The organism is Blastococcus saxobsidens, assembly GCF_010682065.1.
Taxonomy (GTDB): Bacteria; Actinomycetota; Actinomycetes; order Mycobacteriales; family Geodermatophilaceae; genus Blastococcus; species Blastococcus saxobsidens_B.
This window is the reverse complement of record NZ_JAAGWG010000006.1, coordinates 106,426-133,031: the sequence shown is the minus strand read 5'-3', so window position 1 is coordinate 133,031 and position 26,606 is coordinate 106,426. Positions and strand designations below refer to the sequence as shown.

Genomic DNA, 26,606 nt, shown 5'->3' with positions numbered 1-26,606 from the left:
GGCGCCCTCGTGCCAGGGGTGGTGATCACCCGACGGGACGGCGGGGGTGAGCCGATGCCGCCCTCGAGGTCCTGTGAGCAGGCCTAGAACGGCAGCTCGCCGTGGTCGGGCGGCACGACGAGCAGTCCGACGATGCGGCGCTCGGGGTCGAGCGCGACGCGGCCGAGCCAGTGCCCGGCCTCGCACTCCAGCACCGTGTGGCCGACGAGCGAGCCGAGCACCGTCTCGCCGGCCTCCACCGGCGTGCCGTCGAGCAGCTCGACCCCGGTCCCGCGGCAGCCCATGAGGTTGCCGGTGTCGGCCACCGCCCGCGCCCAGGTGCCGAGCACCAGGTCGGCGGTCAGGACTGCGGCGGTCTCCTCGGTCATGAGGGTGCGCAACGTGTCGTGGTCGCCGGCGTCGACCAGGCGGAAGACCCGTTCGGTCAGCGCGGCCACGTCGTCGGTCGTCGTCGCCGGGCGCATGGTTCCTCCTGTCCGCGGGTCGCGAGGCGACCCGAACCGCTTGAACGCCGCCTGCCGGGTGATGCCCAGGACCCTGCCGAGCTCGCTCCACGTGTGGCCGCTCGCGTGCGCCCGGGCGACAGCTGCCTGCAGGTCGGCCCGCGCCTGCTCGAGCCGCTGCTGGGCGATGGCGACGTCGTCGAGGCCGGCCTCATCCCCGGTCGTCGGTCGCCCCTGACCTGTCGGTCTCGCCGGCACCGGGCGAGGTCCGGGCCATGATCACCCCGGCCATGATGAACGCCGGTGCCCACCAAGCGCCGTTGCCGTTCCCGAGCCGGAAGAACGCGTAGCCGAGCGCGACCGCGAGCACGGCCGCCCCCGCGTACGTCGCCCACGGGGCAGCACCGCGCTGCGTGGCCTCGAACGGGCCCAGGAAGAGCATGATCCACAGGGCCAGCGCGAGCCCCGCGCCGATGACGAAGCCGGGCCATCCCGCGTCGGTGAGCAGCCCCACCGCGACGGTGACAGCGGCAGCGACGGCGGCCGTCGGCAGGTGATGGCGCATGCCCTCATGTCACAGGGCTCTGCCGGGTGGTGTCAACCTCTGGTTGACACCACGCCCGGGAAAACAGGCCTCACGTCCACGGTCCGGCGCTGCCGTGGGGCAGTGGCTCCACGCCCGGTGCGGCCCGGGGATGTCGTGGGCGTATGCGGAATCGGAGACGCCGGTGCAACCGCCGGCCGCGTGCACTGGCACCCGTCCGCCAGTTCCGTCTGCCGCACCGGCTCCGCCGAGCGGGGAGGAGTTCCCCATGACCAGCACGCGCCACCCGTCCGCCGCCCGGGCGAGGAGGACAGCGCAGGCCGCCGTCCCCGACTCGCCGGTCCCCGGGCGATCGGGGGTGCTCCTCCCGGTCGCGCTCGCCGTGCTGCTCGGAGTCGGGTGCATCACGCTCGGGCCGGCGGAGTTCGTCGCCGACGCCCGGCGCGCCGCGGTGGCCGGGGTCGAGGCGCTGGCCGCGCCGTGGCCGGGCACCGTGCACCGGGCCCAGGTCGAGGCCGTGGCGAACGCGCTGCTCTTCGTCCCCGTGGGTGCGCTGGCCGTCCTCGTCCTGCGGCGCTCCGGCCCCGCACTGCCCTTGGCGCTGGGGACCGCGCTGTCTCTGGGGATCGAGCTGGCGCAGACCGTGCTGCCCGGGCGCGTGCCCGACCTCGTCGACGTGGCGGCCAACACGGCGGGCACGGTCGGAGGGGTCGCGCTCGCCACCCTGTGCCGGGTGGCATCGCGGCGGACCGCCCGGCGCCGGGGCCGGGCGCGCCGTCCCCGCCGGTGGCACCTCGCCGCGCTGGTCGCCGCGCCCGTGCTCGTCGCCGGGGTGGCCGGGTGCTCGTCGGCCGGTTCTCCCGGGCCGGTCCGCGGCGCCGACGCACCGCCGCTGAACGCCGCGACCGGTGAGGTCATGACCGCCGAGAACGGGCACGTCGCCGACGGCGAGGAGCTCTCGGCGTTCGCCGACGTCCCGGCCATCACCGGCCTGGACCGCGCGCTGCGCACCGCCGTGCAGGACGCCGCCCGGGACGCGACCGCCGACGGCGTCGACTTCCACGTGTCCAGCGGATGGCGCAGCGCCGCCTACCAGCAGGCGCTCTTCGACGCCGCGGTGGACCGGTACGGCAGCCCCGAGGCGGCCCGGGAATGGGTGCTCCGCCCCGACGAGTCCGCCCACGTCACCGGCGACGCGGTCGACATCGGCCCCACGGACGCCATGAGCTGGCTGGCCCAGCACGGGTCGGACTACGGACTGTGCCAGACCTACGGCAACGAGATGTGGCACTTCGAGCTCGCCGTCGAGCGCGGCGGCCGGTGCCCCGCGCCGTCCACCGACCCCAGCGTCGGCTGACCGCGTGACGGCCACCCGCGAGCCGGCCAGCGTCGTCGCGGCCCGGCAGCTCGCCGCAGAGGCGCACGAGCGTCGCCGGCCGCTCGCCCGTCCCCCGGGAGGGCGCGGCGATACGCCGCCGATACGTCGGCATCCCTACCCTCGCCCCATGCGGGTGCTGATCGCCGAGGACGAGCCCTACCTGGCCGACGCCATCCGGGACGGCCTCCGCCTGGAGGCCATCGCCGCCGACGTGGTCCACGACGGGGACAGCGCGCTGGAGAACCTGGCGGTCAACGGCTACGACGTCGTCGTGCTCGACCGCGATCTGCCCGGCACCTCCGGCGACGACGTCGCCCGGCGGATGATCGCCGACGGCCGGCCGTGCCGGATCCTCATGCTGACCGCGGCCGACCGGCTGGAGGAGAAGGTCGCCGGCTTCGAGCTCGGCGCCGACGACTACCTCACCAAGCCCTTCGCGATGCGGGAGCTGGTGGTGCGGCTGCGCGCACTGGGCCGCCGTCCGGTCGACGGGGCGCCCCCGGTGGTGGAGTTCGCCGGACTCACCCTCGACCCCTTCCGCCGGGAGGTGTTCCGGGACGGCCGGTACGTGGGGGTGACGCGCAAGCAGTTCGCGGTCCTGGAGGTGCTGATGGCCGCCCGCGGCGGGGTGGTCAGCGCGGAGTCGCTGCTCGAGCGGGCCTGGGACGAGAAAGCCGATCCGTTCACCAACGCCGTCCGGATCACCATCTCCTCCCTGCGCAAGCGCCTGGGCGATCCCTGGCTCATCCACACCGTGCCCGGCACCGGCTACCGGGTGGGCGAACCGACGACCGCCCGCGACGGCACGAGCGGTACCGACCTCCGGTGAGTGCCCGGCTGCGGCTGACCCTCAGCTACGCCGGCTTCCTCGTCGTCGCCGGCATGGGAACCATCGCGCTGCTCTGGTACGTGCTGCGCTTCGTCCCCGAGGGAAACCTCTACGACGACGTCGGTGCTCCGGTCCCGGACCGGAGCGACCTCATCGATGCCCTGCTGCCGAAGCTGCAGGTGGTGCTCGCCGTGCTCGCGGTGATCGGGCTGGTCGGTGGCTGGCTCCTGGCCGGCCACATGCTCCGCCCGCTGACCCACATCCATGCCGTCGCCCAGCAGGTCGCGGGTGGCTCGCTGGAGCACCGGGTGCGCCTGGACGGCACCCGCGACGAGTTCCGGGAACTCGCGGACACCTTCGACACCATGCTCGACCGGCTCCAGGCCTCCCTCGACGAGCACCGCCGGTTCGCCGCGAACGCCTCCCACGAACTGCGCACCCCCTACGCGGTCGAACGGGCGATGCTCGACGTGGCGCTCGCCGATCCGGCCGGCGTGGACGTCGGCCGGCTGCTGCGCCGGCTCGACGAGACCAACCGCCGCGGCACCGAGACCGTGGAGGCGCTGCTCGCGCTGGCCGCCCTCGACCAGGGCCGGACCCCGCCCCGCACCCCGGTGGACCTGGCCGAGCTCACCGCCGGTGTCGTCTCGGATCTGAGCCCGCTGGCCGACCACGGCGGGCCGACCCTCTCCGCCGACCTGGGCGAGGGCGACCTCGACGGTGTCGAGCCCCTGGTCCGGCAGCTGGTGACCAACCTGGTGGTCAACGGGCTGCGCCACAACATCGGCGCGGGCGGCTCCGTCCACGTCGCCACCGGCTCGACCTCCGACGGCCGGGCCGAGCTGCGGGTGGTCAACACCGGCCCGGTGGTCCCGGCGCACCTGCTGGCCACGCTCACCGAGCCCTTCGTCCGGGTCGACGCGCGGACGACCGGCCGGAGCTCCGGAGGGCACGACCCGGGGCCGGGCGGGAGCGGGCTCGGGCTGGCGATCGTGGCCCGGGTGGCCCAGGTCCACGGCGCAACCCTGGAGCTCTCCGCCCCGTCGGCGGGCGGGCTGTGCGTGCGGGTGGTGTTCCCGGCACCGGGGGCGTGACGGCCCGGAACGGGCCCCCTGCTGAGCGCGACGACGTACTCACCGCTGCGGGACGGCCCACGGACCGCCCGGGGAGCACCAGCCCACCTGGGTCCCCGTCAGGTCAGTGCGGGGCCACCCGGAAGACCGGCCAGCCGATCTCGGTGCGCCACGCCGCCGGGTCGGCCGTGTCGCGGGGACCGACCAGGTACGTCTCCCGTACCGGCCCGCTCACCACGAGCGCGTTGGCGACCACCCACGCGCCGAGCTCGCCGTAGGTGACGTCGATGTCGTCGTGCCCACCGACGTGGGTGGTGACGGCCAGCTCGACGGCCGGCAGGGTCGCGGCATGCACCCGACCGCTGCGCGGTGGCTGGTCCGTCGCCCGGTACACCAGCACGTGCCCGCGGCCGGCCTCGAACAGCGCGTTGTCGTACAGGCCGCCCGGTGGCCCGGTCGGGTCGGGCACCGCGGCGTCCAGTTCGGCCATGGCGCCGGCGTACCAGGTGAGGACGGAGTCGAGGTCGACGTCGTCCTCCACGGCGGCCACCGGAGTCGCCGGCACCGCCCGCAGCTCGACGTCCAGCGTCGCCGGCTCGGGGTGCAGCAGCCGGCGCAGCGAGGCGACCGCGGTGCGGGTCCGGTCGAGCTCGGACTCCAGCCGTTGCAGGTGATCGGCGACGAGGGCGGCACGCGTCCCCGGGTCGGGGGAGTCCAGGATGCGCCGGACGTCGGGCAGCGGGACGTCGAGCTCGCGCAGCCGGTGGATGACCTGCGCGGTCGGGATCTGCTCCCCGCCGTAGTAGCGGTAGCCCGTCACGGGGTCCACGTCCTCGGGCTCGAGCAGGCCGGCGTCGTGGTAGCGGCGCAGCGTGCGGACGCTGAGGTGGGTCAGCCGCGAGAACTCCCCGATCGACAGCACGGGTGCACTCTGCACCCTCTCCCCGGGAGAGGGTCCAGCGCTTGACCCTCCCGCGGCGGGACGGCCCACGGTCGGGGCATGACGATCCCGACCACGATCCAGCCCAGCCGGCTCCCGGCCCTCATCCAGGGCTTCCTCGCCGCGCACACCGCTCGTGACGCCGACACCGCCATCGGCGCCTTCACCCCCGACGCCGTGGTGACCGACGAGGGGCGCACCTTCCGCGGGACCGAGGAGATCCTCGGCTTCCTCCGGCACTCGGGCTCGGAGTTCAGCTACACCACCGAGCTGACCGGAGCCGAGCGGATCGACGAGGAGCACTGGGTGGCGGTCAACCACCTGGAGGGGAACTTCCCGGGTGGGGCCGTGGACCTCGCCTACCGCTTCGCCCTGGCGGGCGATCTCGTCGCAGAGCTGGTCATCGCGCCTCGATGACCACTGCCGACCCGCTTCGGGCGAGACCCGCGGCCGCGGGTGAGCGGAGGCGTCAGGCGACGTCGGTGCGGGCGCCGGTCAGGTAGTCGCGCACCGCCGGCTCGGGAACCCGGAAGGACCGGCCGACACGCACCGCGGCCAGTTCCCCGCCGTGCACGAGGCGGTACACGGTCATCTTCGAGACCCGCATGATCGCCGCGACCTCGGTGACGGTCAGGAACGAGACGGTCGGGCGAGGAGCAGGTCGCTGGATCGACGGGACAGCCCCCATCGGGTGCCCGGGCGCCGGGCGGCCGGGGGCGGGGTGCCCGCCCACGGGGCCCCGGGCCGCGGGGACCGGCTGGGCGGCGAAGCGGGTGGCGGGGCGCTGGCCGTAGGCGACCGGACGGGCCTGGACAGGAGCGGGGGAGCGGTGGGTCAGGGGCACGTCGAACTCCTCGGTGGGGACTCTCGGGTCGCGGAGCCGGCTCATCGCCGGCGACGGTGCGCGCCCGTGCTGTCACCGACGGTAGGCGGAGGTGGCTGCGCCCGCGAGGTGTACCGAGGACGAGACGGACTGGTCCGGTTCGTCAGATGTTGACCGTGCGCCCGGCGCGTCCGGGTCGGTGCGGTCCCGACCCCGCGTCGTCCGGCCGACGTGTCAGCCGATCCACCGGCGCATCTCGCCGGCCATGACCCGGCCGAACTGGAGCTCGGGGAAGTGCGCGCCGGCCCCGTAGGTGGTGTCTCCCTCGAGCTCCCGGAACAGCCGCTCGCGCACCTGGGCGGCGAGCTGCGGGTCGATGTCGCCCATGGCGTGCCACGTGGGTTCCTCCAGCTGCAGGGGGCAGGTGATCGCGTCGCCGAGCAGCAGCGCCCGGTGCACGCCGGAGGAGACGACGACCGACAGGTGCCCGGGGGTGTGCCCCGGGGTCATGGTGACGTCGATCCCGGGGACGACGGTGGTGTCGCGGCTGACCAGGCGGAGCCGGGCGGCGTCGGTTCCCAGCAGACCGTGCCGGATGTGGTCGAGCATCCTGCTGCGCGGATCGAGGACGAAGTGCTCCCAGTCGGCCGCGCCGAACCAGATGTCGGCCCGCGGGAAGACCGGCCGGCCGGCGAGGTCGAACAGCCAGCCGCAGTGGTCGAGGTGCAGGTGGGTGCAGATGACCACGTCGATCTCGTCGGGGCGCACCCCGGCGGCACGCAGCCCCACCGGCAGCTGCCCGCCGACGAGCATCCGCTCGGGACCGTCGTCGTGCAGATCCGGCCCGAGGCCGGTGTCGACCAGGACCACGGAGGAACCGGTCCGGACGAGGAACGTGCCGATCGGCATCCACGCCTGCCCGTGCCGGTCGAAGAAGTCCTCATGGCCGTGCGCGGTGACGTGGTCGCCGAAGTAGCCGGGGCTCGCCCGGAAGGTGCCGTCGGCGATGGGGTGGATGTCGATCTCCCCGACCTTCATGGGTGCTCCGCTCCGTGGGGATCTCGTGGCGGGCCGTGGCGGGCGGTCCCCGCCCGGGAAGCCGCTGCCGGGGGACCGGATCGCGTCGCTCACGGGCCCGGCGCCCATGGTGCACCCCCTCCGGAGCGGTCGCCGGGCGGAGAGCGGCCGCGGCCACCCCGGCCGTCGGCGACGTTCACCGGCCCGATGCCAGGACGTGCGGTGTCGTCCGCCGTCGTACCGCCTTGGCGGTAAGAAGCTGGCGAAGTGTCACCGGACGGTAACGCGTCGTGACGGGAGTGCGGTGACCATGACGTCCTTGTTCGGAACCGGGATCTCCGCCAGGCAGGAACCACTGGTCGGCGCGGACCTGCAGGTCTCCGTCGCCGGGGAGCCCCGGCGCTACGTGGACCTCGACGCCGCGGCCACCACGTCGCCCTCGGAGGCGGTCGTCCGCGCCGTGCAGGACTTCCTGCCCTGGTACTCCAGCGTCCACCGGGGGGCCGGGGCGAAGTCGCAGTACTCCAGCGCCCGGTACGAGCAGGCCCGCGAGACCCTCGTCCGCTTCGTGGGCGCCGATCCGGCGACGCACGTGGCCCTGTTCCCCCGCAACACCACCGAGGGCCTCAACCAGATCGCCTTCCGGCTCGGTCTGACCCGGGACGACGTCGTCGTCACCACCGCGGTCGAGCACCACGCCAACCTGCTGCCCTGGCAGCGCCACGCGCAGGTGCGGATCGTCGACGTCGACCGGTCCGGGACCTACGACGTCGCCGCCGTGGTCGCCGCCCTCGACGAGCGCCCCACCCCGCGCGTGCTGGCGGTGTCCGGCGCGTCCAACGTCACCGGCTGGCTGCCCGACCTCGCCGGGATCGCCGCGGCGGCGCGCCAGCGCGGCGTGCTGGTGGTGGTCGACGGGGCGCAGCTGGTGCCGCACCGCCCGGTGGACATGACCGCGCTCGGCATCGACGTGCTCGTGTGGTCCGGCCACAAGATGTTCGCGCCCTTCGGGGCGAGCGGCCTGGTCGTCGACCGGCGACTGCTCGCCGAGGGTGAGCCCTTCCTCGTCGGGGGCGGAGCGGTGAAGGCGGTCTCGCACGACGAGGTCATCTGGGCCGACACCCCCGACCGGGACGACGCGGGCACGCCCAACGTCGTCGGCGCCGTGGCGCTCGCCGCCGCCGCCGAGGAACTCCTCAGCGCAGGTGCGCGGCGCCGGCTCCACGAGGAGGCACTCGTCCGCGCGCTGGACGACGAGCTGGCCACCGTTCCCGGGCTGCGCCGCCTGGGCCCGGTGTCCGGCGACCGCCTCCCCGTGGCCACCTTCGTCCTCGACGGCATGCACCACGCCGACGTCGCGGAGCGGTTGGCCCGGGAGCACGGCATCGGGGTCCGCAGCGGGTGCTTCTGCGCCCACCCCTACCTCGGCCGGCTGCTCGGTCTCGGCCCGGACGAGGTGGCGCGGTTCCACGACGACGCCCGATCGGGCCGGACCGACCGGGTGCCCGGCGCGGTGCGCGTGAGCTGCAGCTCGGCCACCCCGCTGGAGGACGTCGCGACGTTGGGAGCGGCCCTGCACACCCTCACCGCCCCCGTACGCGACGCCGTCGCGACCCGCCCGCCGTCACCGGCCGGGCAGGGGCGCTGAGGCCGGTCGCCCCCACGCCTGGTCGGGGCCGGGGGCGCGACTGAGAGGATGGCCCGCGACTGGCTACCCGAGGGAGACGGACCCGACATGCCCAGAGCTCTGCTGCTCGAGAACATCGACCCGGTCGCGGTCGAGCTGCTGTCCTCGGCGGGCTTCGAGGTCGAGTCGCTGCACGGGGCGCTGGACGAGGCCGACCTGATCGCCGCGCTGGACGGCGTCGACGTGCTCGGCATCCGGTCCAAGACGCAGGTGACCGCGGAGGTGCTGGCGCGCCGGCCGGCGCTGTCCGCGGTGGGTGCGTTCTGCATCGGCACCAACCAGATCGATCTCACCGCGGCGGCCGAGGCCGGGGTCGCGGTCTTCAACGCGCCGTACTCCAACACCCGCAGCGTGGTGGAGCTGGCGATCGCGGAGATCATCAGCCTGGCGCGGCGGCTCACCGACCGGGACCGCGCGCTGCACGCGGGGATCTGGGACAAGTCGGCGACCGGCAGCCACGAGATCCGGGGCCGGACGCTCGGCATCGTGGGCTACGGCAACATCGGCAGCCAGCTGTCGGTGCTGGCCGAGGCCCTCGGCATGCGCGTGGTCTTCTACGACCTGGAGGACAAGCTGGCGCTGGGCAACGCGCAGCGCTGCGACAGCCTCGACGAGCTGCTCGAGCGGGCGGAGGCCGTGACGCTGCACGTGGACGGCCGGGGCGGCAACGCCGGGCTGTTCGGCGCGGAGCAGTTCGCCAAGATGCGCCGGCGCAGCCTCTTCCTCAACCTCTCCCGCGGATTCGTCGTCGACCACGAGGCGCTGCGCGACCACATCCTCAGCGGCCACATCGCCGGTGCGGCGGTCGACGTGTTCCCCGACGAGCCGAAGAAGCAGGGCGACGAGTTCGGCTCCGTCCTGCGCGGCCTGCCCAACGTGATCCTCACCCCGCACGTCGGCGGGTCGACCCAGGAGGCGCAGTACGACATCGGGCGCTTCGTCGCCGGCAAGCTGGTGGACTACTCCCGCACCGGGACCACGACGCTCAGCGTGAACATGCCCGCCGTGGCACTGCACGGCTCCTCGGTCTCCCGGTTCGCGCTGCTGCACCGCAACGTGCCGGGCGTCCTCGCCCGCGTCGACGCGCTGGTCGGGGAGCACGGGCTCAACGTGGACGGCCAGATGCTGTCCACCCGCGGCCCCTTCGGCTACGTCGTGACCGACGTGAACGGGGCGCTGCCGGCGGAACTGCTGGCGCAGCTGCGCGCGCTGCCGGAGACCGTCCGGCTGGTGACGTCGCACCACCGCCCCTGACCACGCCGACGGCCATCCGGTGACGAGGTGGAAGGTCCGGACGACGACGTGACGACAGGCCCCGACCGCGCTCGGACACCGTCCCCGCTCGACGTGCAGGACGGCCGGCGGGCCTGGTCGGTGCTCGCCGCGGCCTTCGTCGCGATGTTCGTCAGCTTCGGGGTGGCCTACAGCTTCGGGGCCTTCCTGCTGCCGGTGAGCGACGCGCTCGGCTCCGGCCCGGGAGCGACCGCCGGCGTCTTCTCGCTGACCCTGATCGCCCTGTTCGGTCTCGGTGCGCTCTCCGGGCCGGCCGTCGACCGGTTCGGTCCCCGGCGGGTGGTGCTCGTCGGCGCCCTCGCCCTGGGTCTGGGACTGGTGCTCACCTCCCGGGCGACGGCGCTGTGGCACGCCTACGTGGGGCACGGCCTCGGCGTCGGGCTCGCGGTGGCCTGCAGCTACGTGCCGCTGGTCGCCGTCGTGGGCGGGTGGTTCACCCGGCGGCGCACCCTGGCCGTCGGCATCGCGGTGTCCGGCATCGGTCTCGGCACGCTGCTCGTCGCGCCGCTGGCTGCCGACCTCATCGCCCGCCACGGGTGGCGCGACGCCTACCTCGTCCTCGCCGCCGTCGGCACGGTCGCGCTCGTCGGGTGCGCGTTCCTCGTCCGCCCGGCCCCCGGAGCCGCGCAGGCCGACCGCGCACCGCTGGGCCCCCGGCTGCGCACCCCGACGTACCGGCGCCTCTACGCCAGCGGCCTGCTGATCTCCATCGGGCTGTTCGTCCCGTTCGTGCACCTGCCGGCGTACGCCGTGAGCCGGGGGACGGGGGACGTGGCCGCGGCCGCCCTGGTCGGGGTCATCGGGGCGGCCAGCATCCTCGGGCGCCTGGCCCTCGGCGCCGCCGCCGCCCGCACCGGCGTGCTCCGCACCTACCAGGCCTGCTTCGCGCTGATGGCCGGGAGCTTCCTGCTCTGGCTCGGCGAGCCCGGCTATCCCCGCCTGGTCGTCTTCGCCGCGCTGCTCGGGATCGGCTACGGGGGCTTCGTCGCGCTCGGCCCGACCCTGGTCGCCGAGCTGTTCGGCCTGCGCGGTCTCGGTGGGCTGCTCGGGATCCTCTACACGTCCGCCGCCGTGGGCTCGGCGATCGGGCCGCCCGCCGCGGGCGTGGTGATCGGCGCGACGGGCGAGTACCTGGCGGTGATCGTGGCGGCCCTGCTGCTCGGGGTGGCCGCCACCGCCATGGTGCTCACCGTCCGCTCCGGGCCCCCGGAGGCGGCGGGCCGCTGACCGGGCGCCGGAGGTGCCCGGGACGCCGCGCTCGGGGGACACTCTCCGCCCGAGCCGCTCTGCGACGACGCGGGGACGACGACGCAGGAATCCCGAGGTGCTGACATGACGACCGATCCACGACGGCGGGACGCCGGGAACCCCGCGGGGGGCGCCCGTTGACCGAGCGCCCCCCGGGTCCCGCGACCGAGGGCGACGACGAGGTCGTCGTCCCGGTGTTCTTCCTGTCCGACAGCACCGGGATCAGCGCCGAGACGATGGGCAACGCGCTGCTCATCCAGTTCCCGGACGTGCGCTTCGAGCGCACCGTGATCCCGTTCATCTCCTCGGTCGAGGAGGCGCGCGAGGTGGTGGCCCAGCTCGACGAGGTGATGGCCGGGCCGGTCGCCCCGCTGGTCTTCACCACCGCCGCCGTCGACGAGGTGCGGGCGGAGCTGATGAGGACCAAGGCCCCGATCATCGACTTCTTCGGGCTGCACATGGACCGCGTGGAGGCCCAGCTCGGCGCCCGCGGCCTGCGTGAGGCCCGGCGGCTGCACGGGCTGGGTGACGTGCGCCGCTACAACGACCGGATGGCGGCGATCGAGTTCGCCATCGAGCACGACGACGGGCTGAGCCCCCGCGGCCTGGACCGGGCCGACGTCGTCCTGCTGGCGCCGTCGCGGTGCGGCAAGACGCCGACCGCCATGTACCTGGCCCTGCAGCACGGCCTGTTCGTGGCCAACTACCCGCTCGTCGACGAGGACCTGGAGACCACCGACCTGCCGCGCCCGGTCCGCGACCTGGCCGACCGCTGCTTCGGGCTGACCACCACGGTGGCCCGCCTCAGCCGGGTCCGGCAGGAGCGGCGCCCGGACTCCCGGTATGCCTCGGAAGAGCAGTGCCGCTTCGAGCTGCGCCGGGCGTCGGCGATGTACGACAGGCATGATCTGCCCACCGTGGACACCTCGGCGGCCTCCGTGGAGGAGATCGCCGCCGTCGTGATCCAGACCCTGGCCCGGCAACGGCGCAGCCTCGCGCGCGCGCAGTCCGGCCACGACCTCCACCGAGGAAGGACCAACCGCTGATGAGCACCGACACCGCGTCCGGGGTACCGACCGGGGGCACGCCCGACGACGGCGACAACGTCCGCTGGTTCGCGGAGCTCGGGCTGGCGGACCTCGAGGTGGTGGGCGGGAAGAACTCCTCGCTCGGCGAGATGATCTCCCACCTCGCCGACGCCGGGGTGAGCGTGCCCGACGGCTTCGCGACCACGGCCGCGGCCTACCAGCGCTTCCTGGGCGACACGGGCCTGGCGGGACGGATCGCCGAGCGGCTGCGCGGGCTGGACACCGACGACGTCCGGGCGCTGTCCGCCGCCGGTGAGGAGATCCGCCGCGAGGTGGTCGAGCAGCCCTTCCCGCCGGCCCTGGAGGCCGACATCCGCAAGGCCTACGAGACGCTTGCCGGGAACGACGCGGAGGCCTCCTTCGCCGTCCGCTCCAGCGCCACCGCCGAGGACCTGCCGGACGCCTCCTTCGCCGGGCAGCAGGAGACGTTCCTCAACGTGCGCGGCATCGACGCGGTGCTGCAGGCCGTCCGCGAGGTCTACGCCTCGCTCTACAACGACCGGGCGATCGCCTACCGGGTGCACCACGGCTTCGACCACGAGGCGGTGTCCCTGTCGGCGGGGGTGCAGCGGATGGTGCGCTCCGACGTCGGCGCCTCGGGCGTCATGTTCACCATGGACACCGAGTCCGGGTTCCGCGACGCCGTCTTCATCACCTCGGCCTACGGCCTCGGCGAGGGCGTCGTGCAGGGCGCGGTCAACCCCGACGAGTTCTACGTCTACAAGCCCGCGCTGGCCGCCGGGCGCCCGGCGATCCTCAAGCGGGGCGTGGGGGAGAAGGCCACCAAGATGGTCTACACCGAGCACGCCGAGGTGGGCCGGACGACGGAGTTCGTCGACGTCGACCCCGCGCAGCGCCGGCTCCTCTCGCTGACCGACGCCGAGGTCCTCGAGCTCGCCCGCCAGGCGCTGCGGATCGAGGAGCACTACGGCCGCCCGATGGACATCGAGTGGGGCAAGGACGGGCTGACCGGTCAGCTGTACGTCCTCCAGGCGCGCCCGGAGACCGTGCAGTCCCGCTCCGGCAACACCACCGAGCGGTACCGGCTGACCGGCAGCGGCGACGTCGTCGTCGAGGGGCGGGCGATCGGCCAGAAGATCGGCGCCGGCACCGTCCGGGTGCTCGACGACATCGACCAGATGGACTCCTTCACCGCCGGGGACGTCCTCGTCGCCGACATGACCGACCCCGACTGGGAACCGATCATGAAGCGGGCCTCGGCCATCGTCACCAACCGCGGCGGGCGGACCTGCCACGCGGCGATCATCGCCCGGGAGCTCGGCATCCCCGCCGTCGTCGGGACCGGGACCGCCACGCGGGCGCTGTCCGACGGCGACCCGGTCACCGTCTCCTGCGCGGAGGGCGACACCGGCTTCGTCTACGCCGGCGAGGTCGGCTTCGAGGTGGCCGAGACGGAGCTGGACTCGATGCCGGAGATCCCCACCAAGATCATGATGAACGTCGGGACGCCGGAGCAGGCCTTCGCCTTCTCCCGGCTGCCGCACGCCGGGGTGGGGCTCGCCCGGCTGGAGTTCATCATCAACCGGCAGATCGGGATCCACCCGCGCGCGCTGCTCGAGCTCGACCAGCTCGAGGGGAAGCTCAAGCGGCAGATCGAGGAGCGGATCGTCGCCTACCCCTCGCCGCGGGACTTCTTCGTGCAGCGGGTCGCCGAGGGCGTCTCGATGATCGCCGCGGCGTTCGCGCCCGAGCCGGTGATCGTGCGGATGAGCGACTTCAAATCCAACGAGTACGCCAACCTCCTGGGCGGTGAGGCCTACGAGCCGCACGAGGAGAACCCGATGATCGGCTACCGCGGCGCCTCGCGGTACCTGTCGGCCGACTTCGCCGAGTGCTTCGCCATGGAGTGCGAGGCGCTGCGCTACGTCCGCGACGAGATGGGCCTGACCAACGTCAAGATCATGATCCCGTTCGTCCGTACCGTGGCCGAGATCGAGGGCGTCGTCCGGCTGCTCGGCGAGCACGGCCTGCGCCGCGGGGAGAACGACCTCTCCGTGGTCATGATGTGCGAGCTGCCGTCCAACGCGCTGCTGGCCGGTGACTTCCTGGAGCACGTCGACGGCTTCTCCATCGGCTCGAACGACATGACCCAGCTGACGCTGGGGCTCGACCGCGACTCCGCCCTGGTCGCCGGTGGCTTCGACGAGCGCGACCCGGCGGTGCTCGCCCTGCTCGAAATGGCGATCAAGGCTTGCCTGGAGCGGGGCAAGTACGTCGGCATCTGCGGTCAGGGCCCGAGCGACCACCCCGACCTCGCCCAGTGGCTGGTGGAGCAGGGGATCGAGTCGATGTCGCTGAACCCCGACACGGTCGTCGACACCTGGCTGCACCTGGCGAAGACGGCGCCCGCGTCCTGAGGCACCGGACCGGGCCGGCACCGCGCGTGCGGGGCCGGCCCGGTCCGGAACTGCCCGGCCGAGGTCTCCGGGAGGCGCGGCCGGGGGGGTGCGTGGCGTCCCGGGCAACCGCCCCGGCCATGCTGTGCGGGCCGGGATCCCGACCGGGACCGGCACCGCCGAGCTGCTGGAGAACCGTGACGATGGACGAGCCGACCGCTCCCGTGGACGACATCCTCGGGACCGCGACGCAGATCGCCGACCTGCTGGTCGAGGTGCAGACCCGGGTGAACGCGCAGATCGACGCCACGCTGACCGAGCTTCTGCCGGAGGTCCGGGAACGGCTCGGTGTCGCGCAGCCGGAGCCGGCCGAGCTCCCGGGCCTGGCGAACACCCGGATCACGGGGCTGAGCGTCGTCGTCACGCCGGCCGCCGTCGCCACCGTCGTGCCGCTGTCGAAGGAGTCGCTGGGCACGACCCAGGCGGGGCGGCAGGCCGCGGCCGACATCGTGGCCGGCGCCGACGAGCGGCTGGCCGTCATCGCCGGCCCGTGCTCGATCCACGACCCGGCCGCGGCGCTGGAGTACGCCGGCTTCCTCGCGCGCATGCGCGAGCGGCACGGCGAGGACCTCGAGATCCTCATGCGGACCTACACCGAGAAGCCGCGCACCGAGGTCGACTGGAAGGGCTTCGCCTACGACCCGTTCCTCGACGGCTCCAGCCGGATCAGCGTCGGGCTGGTGGCCACCCGGATGCTCATGTGCCGGATCACCGAGCAGGGCGTGCCCGTGGCGGCCGAACCGCTCAACGCGCTCACCCCGCAGTACGTCGACGGGCTGATCACCTACAACGGTGTCGGCGCCCGCAACGTCACCGACCAGACCGCGCGCGAGCGGGTGTCGGGCTTCTCCTCCGTCGTCGGCTTCAAGAACTCGCCGGAGGGCAGCGTCGACTCCGCGATCCAGGCGGTCGTCGCCGCGCGGGCGCCGCACGAGTTCCTCGGCGTCGACCAGCACGGCGTGAGCGCCCAGTTGTCGACGACGGGCAACGAGACCGGGCACGTGATCCTGCGCGGCACCAAGGACGGGCCCAACTACTCCGCGGCGCACATCGCCGAGACCCGGCAGAAGCTGGCCGCGCGCGGGCTGCCCGAGGTGCTGGTGGTCGACGCCTCGCACGGCAACAGCCAGAAGAACCACCTGCGCCAGATCGACGTCGTGCGCGACCTCGCGGGGCAGATCGCCGGCGGCGAGCGGGCGATCCGCGGCGTGATGATCGAGAGCAACCTGGTCGCCGGGCGGCAGGACCTCGACCAGCGGCACCCGGAGGCGCTCGAGTACGGCAAGAGCGTCACCGACGCCTGCGTCGACCTGCCGACCACCGAGGCGCTGTTCGCCGAGCTCGCCGCGGCGTCCCGGGCGCGGCGGGCAGGCGCCGGACGAGGGTGACCGGCGCGCTCGGTTGAGCGCTCACTCCTGCTCGTGCCACCTGCGGCCCGGCGGGAAGGGCGCGTTCACGTCGAAGTGCACCCCCAGCATCCGGATGGCGAAGCACAGGACGGCGGCCCCCACCGTGGCGATCGCGCCACGGACGTCGAGCAGTTCGACGACGACGACGGCGGTCGCCCCGACGATCGCCGGCACCGCGTACAACCCGCTGCTCAGCACCGACGGGACCTGGCGGATGAGCACGTCGCGCAGCGTGCCGCCGCCCACCCCGGTGATCCCGCCGACGACGACCGCCTGGGCCGGGCCGAAGCCGAGGTCGAGCGCCTTGAGCGCGCCGGTGACGGCGAACAGGCCCAGCCCGGCGGCGTCCAGGACGTTGATCGCGCCGTAGATCCGCTCCAGGTAGTGCCCGGTGAAGAAGGCGATCAGCCCGCCGGCGGCAGCCACCGCCAGGTACCGCCAGTCCACGAAGGTGGCCGGTGGCAGGGCCCCGAGCAGGACGTCGCGGATCGTGCCGCCGCCGAGCGCGGTGATCATGCCGAGCGTGATGACGCCGACGATGTCGAGCCGGGTCGACCGGACGGCGATCAGGGCCCCGTTGAGCGCGAAGGCGAACGTGCCCACGAGATCCAGGATCAGCAGCGCCGTGGTGGGCATGTGACTTCTGGGTTCCTCCCTGCCGGACGCGGGAGTCGCGGCCGGCCCACTCTGCCCGACCGGCGGTCCCCGTCCGGCACCGGACCGGCCGTCTACGGTGCCGGTATGCCCGCCGCCGCCCGTACCGCCGCCCGCCTGCTCCTGGGCGCAGCCATGGTGGGGGCGGGCACGCTGCACCTCACGGTCCAGCGGGAGGAGTTCCGGGCGCAGGTGCCGGCCTGGTTCCCCCTCGACGAGGACCTCACGGTGCTCGGCTCGGGGGTCGTCGAGATCGCGCTGGGCGCGTCGTTCCTCGCGCTGCCGAGGAAGCGTCGGCTGATCGGCGCGCTGCTGGCGGCGTTCTTCGTGCTGATCTTCCCCGGCAACGTCGCGCAGTACCTGGAGGGCACCGACGCCTTCGGTCTCGACACCGACCGCAAGCGCCTGGTCCGGCTGTTCTTCCAGCCGCTGCTGGTGCTCTGGGCGCTGTACGGCGGAGGCTGGCTGCGCCGCCGCACCCGGCACGACTGACGTCCGCGGGGTGCGCTGAGCCGCGGGTGCCCGGTCGTCCTGTAACGATCGGCCGCGACCGGACATGTACTCCACGTGATCGCGATGCAAGGGCCGCAACCCATGACCGGTGCCCCGGGGAGGGGCGACCTCTTCGAGGAGGTCTACCGGAGCTCGGGCACCGCGGTGCTGGGCTACGCGCTGCGGCGGGCGGCGTCCCGGGAGGACGCGATGGACGTCGTCGCCGAGACCTTCGCGACCGCCTGGCGGCGCCGCGCCGACATGCCGCCGGATCCCGGCGACGCCCGCCCGTGGCTGTTCGGCATCGCCCGCAACTGCCTGGCCAACTCCCTGCGCAGCAGCGACCGGGCCGGCCGGCTGGGCGAGCGGCTGGCCGGCGCGTTCACCCCTGGCGCCGTGCCGGACCCCGCCGCCCTGCACGAGCAGTCGGCCGACGCCCGGCGGGTACGCGCGGCGCTCGCGACGCTGTCGGAGGAGGACCGCGAACTCCTCGCCCTCATCGCCTGGGAGGGCCTGACGCCCGCACAGGTGGCCGCTGCCCTCGGCCTGACCGCCGGCACCGCGCGCGTGCGCCTGCACCGCGCCCGCGGCCGCCTCCGCGCGGCACTCGACACCCCTGCATCCCCCGAGGAGACCTCCGATGAGCACTGACCGAGAGCTGGACGACCGCCTCGCGGCTGCCGCCGGGGTCCGGGACGCCGATCTGCCGGCCCTGCCCGACGACTTCCTCGCGGTACTGCGGGTCGACGCCGACGAGCCGGCGTCCGTCGTCGCCGCCCGGCAGCTGGTGGCCGACGCGCGGGGCGCCCGCGTGCGTCCACGGCGTCGGCGCCCGAGCCGGAAGCTCCTCGCCCGTGCCGGCGCCGGCCTGCTCGTGATCGCCGCGGCGTGGACCGCAGCCGTCGTGGTCGACACACCCGACCGGCCGGGCCCGCGACAGGCGAGTCCGACGCCCAGCGTGGGCATCGAGGCACCGGTCGAGGGCATCAGGCTGGTCGCCGCCGAGGCGGTCACCTTCCCGTTGTCGGTCGACCCGGTTCCGGAGGGACTCACGCCCACGTTCAGCCGGTGGGGCGGCGTGGCCTTCTACCCGGGGCAGCCGCTGGTCTTCTCCGCCGACTACTCGTCCGAGGACGGCGACCGGTTCCTCGTGCGTCTGTTCCCGGACGACCCGCGTGCGTGGCCCGACTCCGGGTGGTCGGTGGACGGGCCGGTGACCGGAACCGTGGGCGTCGACGGCGCGACAGCCGAGGTCCGTCAGGGCGACGGGTACGTGACCCTGCTGTGGGAACGCCCGGACGGCCGGTGGTCGCAGGTGCTGGGCGAGGGCGCCTACGGCGGGACCGAGGCGGCGCGGGCCGTGGCGGAGTCGATCGTCGACCGACCGCAGCCGGTGGGCCTGCAGTTCGGTCTGGCGCCGGCGGGGTGGTCGATCGGCGGCTACGAGGAGAGCCGCAGCCTCGACCTGGTCAGCGACACCGATCCTCAGCAGCTGCTGCGACTCAGCCTGATCGGCCGGGAAGGCGGTCTGACGATCGACACGGCACTCCTCGGGGAGGATTCGGTGGGCCCCGCGGTGCCGGTGACGGTGAAGGGGCTGGAGGCCCGGCTGGCGCTCGTGGAGGGGGACCCCGACTTCTGGCGTCTCGTCGGGCAGTTCCCCGACGGGCCCATGTTCCTGCTGGTGGCGCCGCAGGACGTGACGCAGGAGCAACTGCTCGCCATCGCCGAGCAGGTCACCTACACCCCCTGAGGACGACTCGTCCCGGTGACCGCGCCGGCAGGCCGGGGCCGCGGGTGCGCCGGCCCGCGGGCCGGGTCGCCCGGCACGAGCGCGGCGCGTCCCGGGCGGTCCCTGCCGAGTCGGGCTAGCTTGACCCGGTCATGGTCACCTCGGCGCCGCGCAGGCTCAGCATCCTCGTCGGGGTCGTGCTCCTGCTGATCACCGCGGCCCTCAGCTTTCTCGCGTGGCTGGCGCACGCCGAGAGCGAGGAGAACCTGCTGCGGCGGCAGCTGGCCCAGGTCGGCACCCTGCTGGGCAGCCAGGCCACCGTCCTGCAGGTGCAGCTGGCCGACATCGGGCAGGTGGCGGTCGCCACCGACGGGAACCCGTCGGCGTTCGCCGCGTTCGCCGACCGGCAGCTGACCGAGACGGGGCAGTCGCTCTCGCTGTGGCGGGTCGACGGCGACGACATGGAGCAGGTCGCCCTGCAGGGTGTCCCGCCGCTCCTGCCCGACGGTGGGGCGGACCGGCTGACCGAGCTGGAGCCCGACGGCCGGCTGGTGATGTTCGGGATCCTGCCCGGTGAGCCGAGGCGGCTGGCCTACGGGCTCATGCCGGGGGAGGACAACACCGACTTCGTCGTCTACGGCGAGGCGCCCCTCGCCCCGAACGGCCGCGTGGAGCCTGCAGAGGGGTCGCCGCTGGCGGGCCTGGACCTCGGGCTCTACCTGGGGGAGGACGCCGCCCCGGAGCAACTGCTGCAGGCGACGGCGCCCGTCCCGATCGAGGGCCGCACCGAGACCACGTCCGTGCCGTTCGGGAACAGCACGCTGACCATCGTCGGCGCGTCGCAGGGCCCCCTGACCGGGATCCAGTCGGCCGCGCTGCCCTGGGTCGTGCTCGGCGTCGGCGGCCTGCTGGCCCTCGGTGGCGCGGCGACGTTCGAGTTCGTCTCCCGCCGGCGCGCCGAGGCCGAGCGGCTGGCCGCCGAGAACGACCGGCTCTACCGCCAGCAGCGCGGCATCGCCGGCACCCTGCAGCACGCGCTGCTGCCCGCGGTGCCCGAGCTCCCCGGGCTCGAGGTCGCCGCCCGTTACGTGGCGGGTGAGGACGAGCTGCAGGTCGGTGGCGACTGGTTCGACGTCATCGGCCGCGGACCGGGCAGCTGCGTCTTCGTCGTCGGCGACATCTCCGGACGTGGCCTGCCCGCCGCCACCACGATGGCCGCCCTCCGCTTCGCCGTCCGCGCCTACCTGGCCGAGGGGCACACCATCGAGGACGTGCTGGCCCGGCTGCGCGGCCTGCTCGACATCGAGACCGACCACCAGTTCGCCACCGTGCTGCTGGGCGACCTGGACGTGCCCGCGGGACGGCTGCGGCTGGTGTCGGCCGGGCACTTCCCGCCCGCCCTGCTCGCCGACGGCGAGGTCATGCTGGTGGACTGCCCCGTCGGGACGCCGGTCGGCGTCTCGCCGTCGGTCGCCGACTCCGCCGTGACCGTCCCGGTGACGTCCGCGGCCACGATGCTCGCCTTCACCGATGGCGCTGTGGAGCGGCGCGGGGAGACGATCGACACGGGCCTGGACCGGCTGCGCACCGCTGCCGGTGGGGTCGTGTCCCGGCCGCTGGACGGGATGCTGGACGACCTGCTGGGAGCGCTCGTGAGCCCCGGCAACAAGGACGACACGGTGCTGCTGGGGGTGCGGTGGGGATGACTGATCCTGCGCGGGCCGCGCTCGCGATCACCCACGAGCCCGAGGGCGGGCTGGTGCTCGTGCTGCGCGGCGAGCTCGATCTGGCCGGCCTGCCCGGTCTGGCACCCGCCCTCGACGACGTCTTCGCGCTACCGCGGCAGCCGGTCGTCCTGGCGCTGGATGATCTGACGTTCCTGGACTCCACCGGCGTCTCCCTGCTGATCCGCATCGCCAACCACTTCGGCACGGTGCGGACCCGAGGGGCCGCCGAGCCGGTCCGGCGGGTGCTGGAGGTCCTCGGCCTCGCCGGCCGCTTCGGGCTGGGCGAGGGGTGAGGGCCGTGCCCTCCCGCAGGTTCGGCTCCTTCCCCGACTCGATCCCGGCCGCTCGCAGCTACGTGACCGCCGAGCTCGACAGCGCGCCGGCCGGGCTGTGCGAGACGGCCGGCCTGCTGGTCTCCGAGCTGGCCACGAACGCCGTGCGGCACGCCGGCGGGAACGAGTTCGTGGTGGAGGTGCAGACCTTCCCGGAGGAGGGCCGGCTGTGGGTCGGGGTGACCGACACCAGCTCCGGGCTGCCGGTGCTGCGGACGCCCGCCGTCACGGCCGAGAGCGGCCGCGGGATGCAGCTGGTCAGCCTGCTGGCCGACCGGTGGGGGGCGCGACGCCGCCGGCACGCCGACGAGAAGACGGTCTGGTTCGAGCTGGACTTCACCCCCGTCGCCTCCTGACGCGAGGGGACCGCCCGTGCGCGCCGGCCGTACTGGCCGGTAGGCGGTGTGACCTGCGACCAGGGGATAGGTTCGACGGGACACCGGGTCGTCGGCGCAGGGGAGTGGCACGTGGGCAGATCGGTTCTGGTGACCGGTGGCAACCGGGGGATCGGACTGGCGATCGCCCGCTCCTTCGCCGAGCAGGGCGACTCGGTGGCCGTCACCCACCGCGGCAGCGGCGCGCCCGACGGGCTGTTCGGGGTGCGGTGCGACGTCACCAGCAGCGAGGACGTCGACCGCGCGTTCAGCGAGGTCGAGGAGCACCAGGGCCCGGTCGAGGTCCTGGTCAGCAACGCCGGGATCACCCGGGACGGCCTCCTGATGCGGATGAAGGAAGAGGACTTCACCGACGTCGTCGACGCCAACCTGACCGCCGCCTACCGGGTGGCCAAGCGGGCCACGGCGAAGATGGTGCGGGCCCGCAGCGGGCGGATGCTGTTCGTGTCCTCGGTCGTCGGCCTGCTGGGCTCGGCCGGTCAGGCGAACTACGCGGCGAGCAAGTCGGGGCTGGTCGGGCTGGCGCGGTCCATCGCCCGGGAGCTGGGCAGCCGGAACATCACCGCGAACGTGGTGGCACCGGGCTTCGTGACGACGGACATGACCGCGGAGCTGCCGGAGGCCCGGCAGAAGGAGATCCTGGGGCAGGTGCCGCTGGGGCGGTACGCCTCGGCGGAGGAGATCGCCGGTGTCGTCCGCTTCCTGGCGAGCGACGCGGCCGGCTACATCACCGGGGCGGTCGTCCCGGTCGACGGCGGACTGGGGATGGGGCACTGATGAGTGGCGGGATTCTCGACGGCAAGAAGGTCCTGATCACCGGCGTCCTGACGGAGGCGTCGATCGCGTACGCGACCGCCCGGCTGGCCCAGGAGCAGGGCGCCACCGTCGTCCTCTCGAACTTCGGCCGTGCGCTGTCGCTGTGCACGCGGATCGCCAAGCGGTTGCCGCAGGAGGCCGCCGTCGTCGAGCTGGACGTCACGAACACCGAGCACCTGGCTTCGCTGGCCGACCGGCTGCGCGAGCAGGGCTTCGACTCGCTGGACGGCGTCGTGCACTCCATCGGCTTCGCGCCGCAGGAGGCGATGGGGGAGGGGTTCCCCGAGGTGGCCTGGGAGCACGCCGCCACCGCCTTCCAGGTGTCGGCCTGGTCCTACGCCTCGCTCACCCAGGCCTGCCGGCCGCTGCTCGCCAACCCCTCGTCGGTCGTCGGGCTCACCTTCGACGCCTCCGTCGCCTGGCCCGTCTACGGCTGGATGGGCGCGGCCAAGGCCGCGCTGGAGTCGACCTCCCGCTACGTGGCGCGTGAGCTCGGGCCCGAGGGCGTCCGGTCCAACATCGTCGCCGCCGGCCCGCTGCGCAGCATGGCCATGAAGTCCATCCCCGGCAGCAAGCAGTTCGAGGAGGCCTGGGAGGGGCGCGCACCGCTCGGCTGGTCGGTGACCGACACCGAGCCCGCCGGCAAGGCCGTGGTCGCGCTCTTGTCAGACTGGTTCCCGGCCACCACCGGCGAGATCCTCCACGTCGACGGGGGATTCCACGCCGTAGGCGTGTGAAGGTCGTAGAGCCACGCCGTCGGCGTGTGAGTGCATCCAGCAACGCCCCGCAACAGGAAGAACACACGTGCCCCGCGCCATCGTCGACATCACCCCTGCCGGTCAGCGTCCCGACGAGGACCCTTCGCTCGCAGTCCGCAACAACGGCGGCCTCGAGCCGTCGTCCGCCCCCGCCCCGGCCGGGCGCCGTGAGGCGCTGCTCCTGCTGTCCTTCGGCGGTCCCGAGGGTCACGAGGACGTCATGCCGTTCCTGGAGAACGTCACCCGTGGTCGCGGCATCCCTCGGGAGCGGCTGGAGGAGGTGGCCGAGCACTACCACCACTTCGGCGGCGTCAGTCCGATCAACGACCAGAACAAGGCGCTGCTCGCCGCGCTGGAGGGGCAGCTCCGGGCGGCCGGGGTAGACCTGCCGGTCTACTGGGGCAACCGCAACTGGGCGCCCTACGTCGAGGACGTCTGGCAGCAGATGGCCGGCGACGGCATCCAGCACGCCTACGTCCTCGCGACCTCGGCGTACGCCTCGTTCTCCGGCTGCCGGCAGTACCACGAGGACATCGCCCGGGCGCGGGCCGCGATGACCGGCGACGCCGGTGCCGCGGGCGGGCCGACCGCCGAGAAGCTGCCGCACTACTTCGACGCCGAGGGCTTCGTGCGGGCCAACGCCGACGCGCTCGCGGCCGCGCTCGCCGAGCTGCCTGAGGGCCTGCGGGACGGCGCCCGGCTTGTCGCCACCGCGCACAGCATCCCCGACTCGATGGCCGCCGTCGCCGGGCCCGAGGGGCACGCCTACGAGCTGGAGCTGCAGGCTGCCGCCCGCCAGGTCGTCGACCTCGTGGCGCATGGCCGCGACTTCGACCTGGTGTGGCAGAGCCGGTCGGGCCCGCCGTCGGTGCCGTGGCTGGAGCCCGACGTCAACGACCACCTCAAGGCGCTGGCGCGGGCGGGGGAGCGGGCCGTCGTCCTGTTCCCGGTCGGCTTCGTCAGCGACCACCTCGAGGTCATCTGGGACCTCGACAACGAGGCCAAGGAGACCGCCGAGGAGCTGGGACTGGCCTTCGCGCGGGCGGCGACGGCGGGCACGCACCCGGACTTCGTGCGCTCGCTGGTCGGGCTGCTGGCCGAGCGCCGGGCCGGGGGCGAGCCGCGCCTGGGCACCAACTGCCCGGCGTCCTGCTGTTTCGTCCCGCCGCGCCCGCCCCGCCCCACCGCCTGACGGGCCCGCGCGGTCTGGGGGTGCTCCCCGGGCTCCGCGAGTGCTGCACGGCCCGTAGTGCGTGGGCTCGACTCCCAGAGCGTCACCCCCGCGAGGTAGGCGTCCGCCACAGCGGCGCCACCTCGCGGCGGTAGCCCCGCCCGAACCCCTGACTGAGCACGTAGATGACCGGTGGCGGGACGGTCGACCGGAGAAACTGTCGCTCCGGTTCGGCCATGCCGTCGGTGAGCCAGGCGAAGAAGCGCCCGGTCTCGCCGAGCGGGCGGCTGCGCAGCCTCCTCTCCACGGCCTTCCACGCGGGTGAGTCGTGGTGCGGTGCGAGCAGCGGCTCCAGCTCGTCCTCCTCGTGCCGGAGGTGCTGCTCGGTGATCTCCTGCGTCCGGCCCACGCTCGCGCTCGCCGCGGCGGCGTCGGCGACCGAGCCGGTCCGCGCGAGCGCGCCCAGCGCCGCGGATGTCCGGCCCAGGGCGTCGGCCATCGCCTCGTGCTCGGACTCCATCGTGTCGAGCAGCTCCCGGTCCACGCCCACCGAGGCCAGCATCGGCCAGACGTGGGTGTCCTCGCTCTCGTGGTGGTGGGTGAGCTCCGCCCGGAGGTAGCCGAAGGCCCGCTCGAGCTCACCGCCGCGGGCGCGGTCGCCGTCCCTCCAGTCGTCGAGCGCTGCGGACAACCGCTGCAGGTCCCGTCGAACCGCGGCGTGGATGACCCGGTTCATCGTCATCTGCTCGGTCATGCCGGAACGCTAGCGACTCCCGCGAACAGCGGGAGGGGCTTTCGGCCCCGCCGCCCGGTCCGCCGCAGCGCGCCGGTCGGTGCCTCGCTCAGTCGGTGCCGGACTCCATCGCGGCGCGGTCGAGCAGCTCGTCGTGCTTGGAGACCGTGCCGCGGGAGGCGATCGCCTCGGCGCCGCCCTGCTCCGAGGCGTCGATGAGACCGGTGGACGCCGCCTGCGCGGCGCCGATCGCGGCCTGCGTCGCCCCGCCGACCATGCCGATCCGCGCGTACAGCTCCAGCCGGGCGCGGGAGTCGGCGATGTCCAGGTTGCGCATGGTCAGCTGACCGATCCGGTCCACCGGGCCGAACGCGGAGTCCGACGTGCGCTCCATCGACAGCTTGTCCGGGTGGTAGCTGAACCCGGGGCCCGCGGTGTCGAGGATCGAGTAGTCCTCACCCCGGCGCAGCCGCAACGTCACCTCGCCGGTGACGGCCATGCCCACCCAGCGCTGCAGGGACTCCCTCAGCATGAGCGCCTGGGGGTCCAGCCAGCGGCCCTCGTACATCAGCCGGCCGAGGCGGCGGCCCTCGGAGTGGTAGGTGGCCAGGGTGTCCTCGTTGTGGATGGCGTTGACCAGCCGCTCGTAGGCGATGTGCAGCAGCGCCATGCCCGGCGCCTCGTAGATGCCGCGGCTCTTGGCCTCGATGATCCGGTTCTCGATCTGGTCGGACATGCCCAGGCCGTGCCGGCCGCCGATGGCGTTGGCCTCGTTCACCAGGTCGACGGCGGAGTCGAACTCGCGGCCGTTGATGCTGACCGGCCGGCCCTGGGAGAAGCCGATCGTCACGTTCTCGGGGTCGATCTCGACCGCCGGGTCCCAGAACCGCACGCCCATGATCGGGTCGACGGTCTCGATGCCGGTGTCCAGGTGCTCCAGCGTCTTCGCCTCGTGGGTGGCGCCCCAGATGTTGGCGTCGGTGGAGTAGGCCTTCTCGGCGCTGTCGCGGTAGGGCAGGCCGTGGGCGACCAGCCACTCCGACATCTCCTTGCGCCCACCGAGCTCGGTGACGAAGTCCGCGTCCAGCCACGGCTTGTAGATCCGCAGGCCCGGGTTGGCGAGCAGCCCGTACCGGTAGAACCGCTCGATGTCGTTGCCCTTGTAGGTGGACCCGTCGCCCCAGATCTGGACGTCGTCCTCGAGCATCGCCCGCACCAGCAGGGTGCCGGTGACGGCGCGGCCCAGCGGCGTGGTGTTGAAGTAGCTGCGCCCGCCGGAGCGGATGTGGAACGCGCCGCAGGTCAGCGCGGCGAGGCCTTCCTCGACCAGCGCCGCCCGGCAGTCGACCAGCCGGGCGAGCTCGGCGCCGTAGGCGGTGGCGCGGCCGGGCACCGAGCCGATGTCGGGCTCGTCGTACTGCCCGAGGTCAGCGGTGTAGGTGCAGGGCACCGCTCCCTTGTCGCGCATCCACGCGACCGCGACCGACGTGTCGAGACCGCCGGAGAACGCGATGCCGACGCGTTCGCCGACCGGGAGAGAAGTGAGCACCTTGGACACGAGCACAAGTATTCATGACGATGCATGACCATGCAGCACCGGGGTGCGG

General features: G+C 73.8%; 27 protein-coding genes. 19 read left to right on the top strand and 8 right to left on the bottom strand.

Features of this window, described 5'->3' with window-relative positions; genetic code table 11:
• Window positions 1-83 precede the first annotated feature (83 nt).
• Window positions 84-701 (bottom strand): hypothetical protein, encoded by a 618-nt coding sequence (locus GCU60_RS04830; RefSeq protein WP_163202774.1) that lies wholly within the window; start codon window positions 699-701, stop codon window positions 84-86.
• Window positions 655-1,008 (bottom strand): hypothetical protein, encoded by a 354-nt coding sequence (locus GCU60_RS04825; RefSeq protein WP_163202773.1) that lies wholly within the window; start codon window positions 1,006-1,008, stop codon window positions 655-657. The genes GCU60_RS04830 and GCU60_RS04825 overlap by 47 nt, the downstream gene beginning before the upstream one ends.
• A gap of 247 nt (window positions 1,009-1,255) precedes the next feature.
• On the opposite strand from GCU60_RS04825, the gene GCU60_RS04820 reads away from it, so the two are divergent.
• The 3 genes from GCU60_RS04820 (at window position 1,256) to GCU60_RS04810 (ending at window position 4,288) form a co-directional block, all read left to right on the top strand.
• Window positions 1,256-2,344 carry a VanZ family protein gene (locus GCU60_RS04820; RefSeq protein WP_163202772.1) on the top strand — a complete coding sequence of 363 codons (1,089 nt, stop codon included), beginning with the start codon at window positions 1,256-1,258 and terminating at the stop codon, window positions 2,342-2,344.
• A gap of 148 nt (window positions 2,345-2,492) precedes the next feature.
• On the top strand, window positions 2,493-3,194 hold the full coding sequence (locus GCU60_RS04815) for a response regulator transcription factor (protein ID WP_163202771.1): 702 nt from the start codon (window positions 2,493-2,495) through the stop codon (window positions 3,192-3,194).
• Window positions 3,191-4,288: an ATP-binding protein gene (locus GCU60_RS04810; RefSeq protein ID WP_204261451.1), complete on the top strand. Its 1,098-nt coding sequence runs from the start codon at window positions 3,191-3,193 to the stop codon at window positions 4,286-4,288. The genes GCU60_RS04815 and GCU60_RS04810 overlap by 4 nt, the downstream gene beginning before the upstream one ends.
• A 103-nt stretch (window positions 4,289-4,391) precedes the next feature.
• Here GCU60_RS04810 and GCU60_RS04805 read toward each other — a convergent pair whose 3' ends face one another.
• Window positions 4,392-5,189, bottom strand: a complete 798-nt coding sequence (locus GCU60_RS04805; protein ID WP_163202770.1) for a MerR family transcriptional regulator — start codon at window positions 5,187-5,189, stop codon at window positions 4,392-4,394.
• Between the two features lie 78 nt (window positions 5,190-5,267).
• Here GCU60_RS04805 and GCU60_RS04800 point away from each other — a divergent pair, with 78 nt between their 5' ends.
• The gene (locus GCU60_RS04800; RefSeq protein WP_163202769.1) at window positions 5,268-5,624 is read left to right on the top strand and encodes a nuclear transport factor 2 family protein; all 357 of its coding nucleotides are present in this window, start codon (window positions 5,268-5,270) and stop codon (window positions 5,622-5,624) included.
• Between the two features lie 52 nt (window positions 5,625-5,676).
• On the opposite strand, the gene GCU60_RS22015 is transcribed toward GCU60_RS04800, so the two are convergent.
• Both GCU60_RS22015 and GCU60_RS04790 read right to left on the bottom strand, forming a co-directional pair.
• The gene (locus tag GCU60_RS22015; RefSeq protein ID WP_239520435.1) at window positions 5,677-6,096 is read right to left on the bottom strand and encodes a helix-turn-helix domain-containing protein; all 420 of its coding nucleotides are present in this window, start codon (window positions 6,094-6,096) and stop codon (window positions 5,677-5,679) included.
• A gap of 168 nt (window positions 6,097-6,264) precedes the next feature.
• Complete coding sequence (locus GCU60_RS04790) at window positions 6,265-7,068, bottom strand: MBL fold metallo-hydrolase (RefSeq protein ID WP_163202768.1); 804 nt, start codon at window positions 7,066-7,068, stop codon at window positions 6,265-6,267.
• A gap of 289 nt (window positions 7,069-7,357) precedes the next feature.
• Between GCU60_RS04790 and GCU60_RS04785 the strand changes: the two genes are divergently transcribed.
• From GCU60_RS04785 to GCU60_RS04760, 6 genes are all read left to right on the top strand, one after another.
• Entirely contained in the window at window positions 7,358-8,695 is a 1,338-nt protein-coding gene (locus GCU60_RS04785; protein ID WP_163202767.1) for an aminotransferase class V-fold PLP-dependent enzyme, read from the top strand.
• Between the two features lie 87 nt (window positions 8,696-8,782).
• Window positions 8,783-9,988 (top strand): phosphoglycerate dehydrogenase, encoded by a 1,206-nt coding sequence (gene serA / locus GCU60_RS04780; protein WP_163202766.1) that lies wholly within the window; start codon window positions 8,783-8,785, stop codon window positions 9,986-9,988.
• Window positions 9,989-10,036: 48 nt separating this feature from the next.
• The gene (locus tag GCU60_RS04775) at window positions 10,037-11,254 is read left to right on the top strand and encodes an MFS transporter (RefSeq protein ID WP_163202765.1); all 1,218 of its coding nucleotides are present in this window, start codon (window positions 10,037-10,039) and stop codon (window positions 11,252-11,254) included.
• A gap of 158 nt (window positions 11,255-11,412) precedes the next feature.
• Window positions 11,413-12,321, top strand: a complete 909-nt coding sequence (locus GCU60_RS04770) for a pyruvate, water dikinase regulatory protein (RefSeq protein ID WP_163202764.1) — start codon at window positions 11,413-11,415, stop codon at window positions 12,319-12,321.
• Complete coding sequence (gene ppsA / locus GCU60_RS04765) at window positions 12,321-14,741, top strand: phosphoenolpyruvate synthase (protein WP_163202763.1); 2,421 nt, start codon at window positions 12,321-12,323, stop codon at window positions 14,739-14,741. The genes GCU60_RS04770 and ppsA overlap by 1 nt, the downstream gene beginning before the upstream one ends.
• A gap of 182 nt (window positions 14,742-14,923) precedes the next feature.
• Window positions 14,924-16,168, top strand: a complete 1,245-nt coding sequence (locus GCU60_RS04760; RefSeq protein ID WP_163202762.1) for a 3-deoxy-7-phosphoheptulonate synthase — start codon at window positions 14,924-14,926, stop codon at window positions 16,166-16,168.
• A 21-nt stretch (window positions 16,169-16,189) separates the two neighbouring features.
• Here the strand turns inward: GCU60_RS04760 and GCU60_RS04755 are convergent, their stop codons facing one another.
• Complete coding sequence (locus tag GCU60_RS04755) at window positions 16,190-16,825, bottom strand: trimeric intracellular cation channel family protein (RefSeq protein WP_163202761.1); 636 nt, start codon at window positions 16,823-16,825, stop codon at window positions 16,190-16,192.
• Window positions 16,826-16,930: 105 nt separating this feature from the next.
• Here GCU60_RS04755 and GCU60_RS04750 point away from each other — a divergent pair, with 105 nt between their 5' ends.
• From GCU60_RS04750 to GCU60_RS04710, 9 genes are all read left to right on the top strand, one after another.
• Window positions 16,931-17,335 (top strand): DoxX family protein, encoded by a 405-nt coding sequence (locus tag GCU60_RS04750; protein WP_163202760.1) that lies wholly within the window; start codon window positions 16,931-16,933, stop codon window positions 17,333-17,335.
• Between the two features lie 102 nt (window positions 17,336-17,437).
• Window positions 17,438-17,986 carry an RNA polymerase sigma factor gene (locus GCU60_RS04745; RefSeq protein ID WP_163202759.1) on the top strand — a complete coding sequence of 183 codons (549 nt, stop codon included), beginning with the start codon at window positions 17,438-17,440 and terminating at the stop codon, window positions 17,984-17,986.
• Window positions 17,976-19,088: a hypothetical protein gene (locus GCU60_RS04740; protein WP_163202758.1), complete on the top strand. Its 1,113-nt coding sequence runs from the start codon at window positions 17,976-17,978 to the stop codon at window positions 19,086-19,088. Before GCU60_RS04745 ends, GCU60_RS04740 begins: the two co-directional genes overlap by 11 nt.
• A 131-nt stretch (window positions 19,089-19,219) precedes the next feature.
• Window positions 19,220-20,773: a PP2C family protein-serine/threonine phosphatase gene (locus GCU60_RS04735; RefSeq protein ID WP_163202757.1), complete on the top strand. Its 1,554-nt coding sequence runs from the start codon at window positions 19,220-19,222 to the stop codon at window positions 20,771-20,773.
• On the top strand, window positions 20,770-21,087 hold the full coding sequence (locus tag GCU60_RS04730) for an STAS domain-containing protein (protein ID WP_163202756.1): 318 nt from the start codon (window positions 20,770-20,772) through the stop codon (window positions 21,085-21,087). The genes GCU60_RS04735 and GCU60_RS04730 overlap by 4 nt, the downstream gene beginning before the upstream one ends.
• A gap of 5 nt (window positions 21,088-21,092) precedes the next feature.
• Window positions 21,093-21,482, top strand: a complete 390-nt coding sequence (locus tag GCU60_RS04725; RefSeq protein WP_163202754.1) for an ATP-binding protein — start codon at window positions 21,093-21,095, stop codon at window positions 21,480-21,482.
• Window positions 21,483-21,593: 111 nt separating this feature from the next.
• On the top strand, window positions 21,594-22,298 hold the full coding sequence (gene fabG, locus GCU60_RS04720) for a 3-oxoacyl-ACP reductase FabG (RefSeq protein ID WP_163202752.1): 705 nt from the start codon (window positions 21,594-21,596) through the stop codon (window positions 22,296-22,298).
• Window positions 22,298-23,074, top strand: coding sequence for an enoyl-ACP reductase FabI (gene fabI / locus GCU60_RS04715; protein ID WP_163202750.1), 777 nt, complete (start codon window positions 22,298-22,300; stop codon window positions 23,072-23,074). Before fabG ends, fabI begins: the two co-directional genes overlap by 1 nt.
• A 67-nt stretch (window positions 23,075-23,141) precedes the next feature.
• Window positions 23,142-24,287, top strand: coding sequence for a ferrochelatase (locus tag GCU60_RS04710; protein WP_163202748.1), 1,146 nt, complete (start codon window positions 23,142-23,144; stop codon window positions 24,285-24,287).
• A gap of 82 nt (window positions 24,288-24,369) precedes the next feature.
• Here GCU60_RS04710 and GCU60_RS04705 read toward each other — a convergent pair whose 3' ends face one another.
• Both GCU60_RS04705 and argG read right to left on the bottom strand, forming a co-directional pair.
• Window positions 24,370-25,020, bottom strand: a complete 651-nt coding sequence (locus tag GCU60_RS04705; RefSeq protein WP_163202746.1) for a hemerythrin domain-containing protein — start codon at window positions 25,018-25,020, stop codon at window positions 24,370-24,372.
• A gap of 88 nt (window positions 25,021-25,108) precedes the next feature.
• Window positions 25,109-26,557, bottom strand: coding sequence for an argininosuccinate synthase (argG, locus tag GCU60_RS04700; protein ID WP_163202744.1), 1,449 nt, complete (start codon window positions 26,555-26,557; stop codon window positions 25,109-25,111).
• Window positions 26,558-26,606 lie beyond the last annotated feature (49 nt).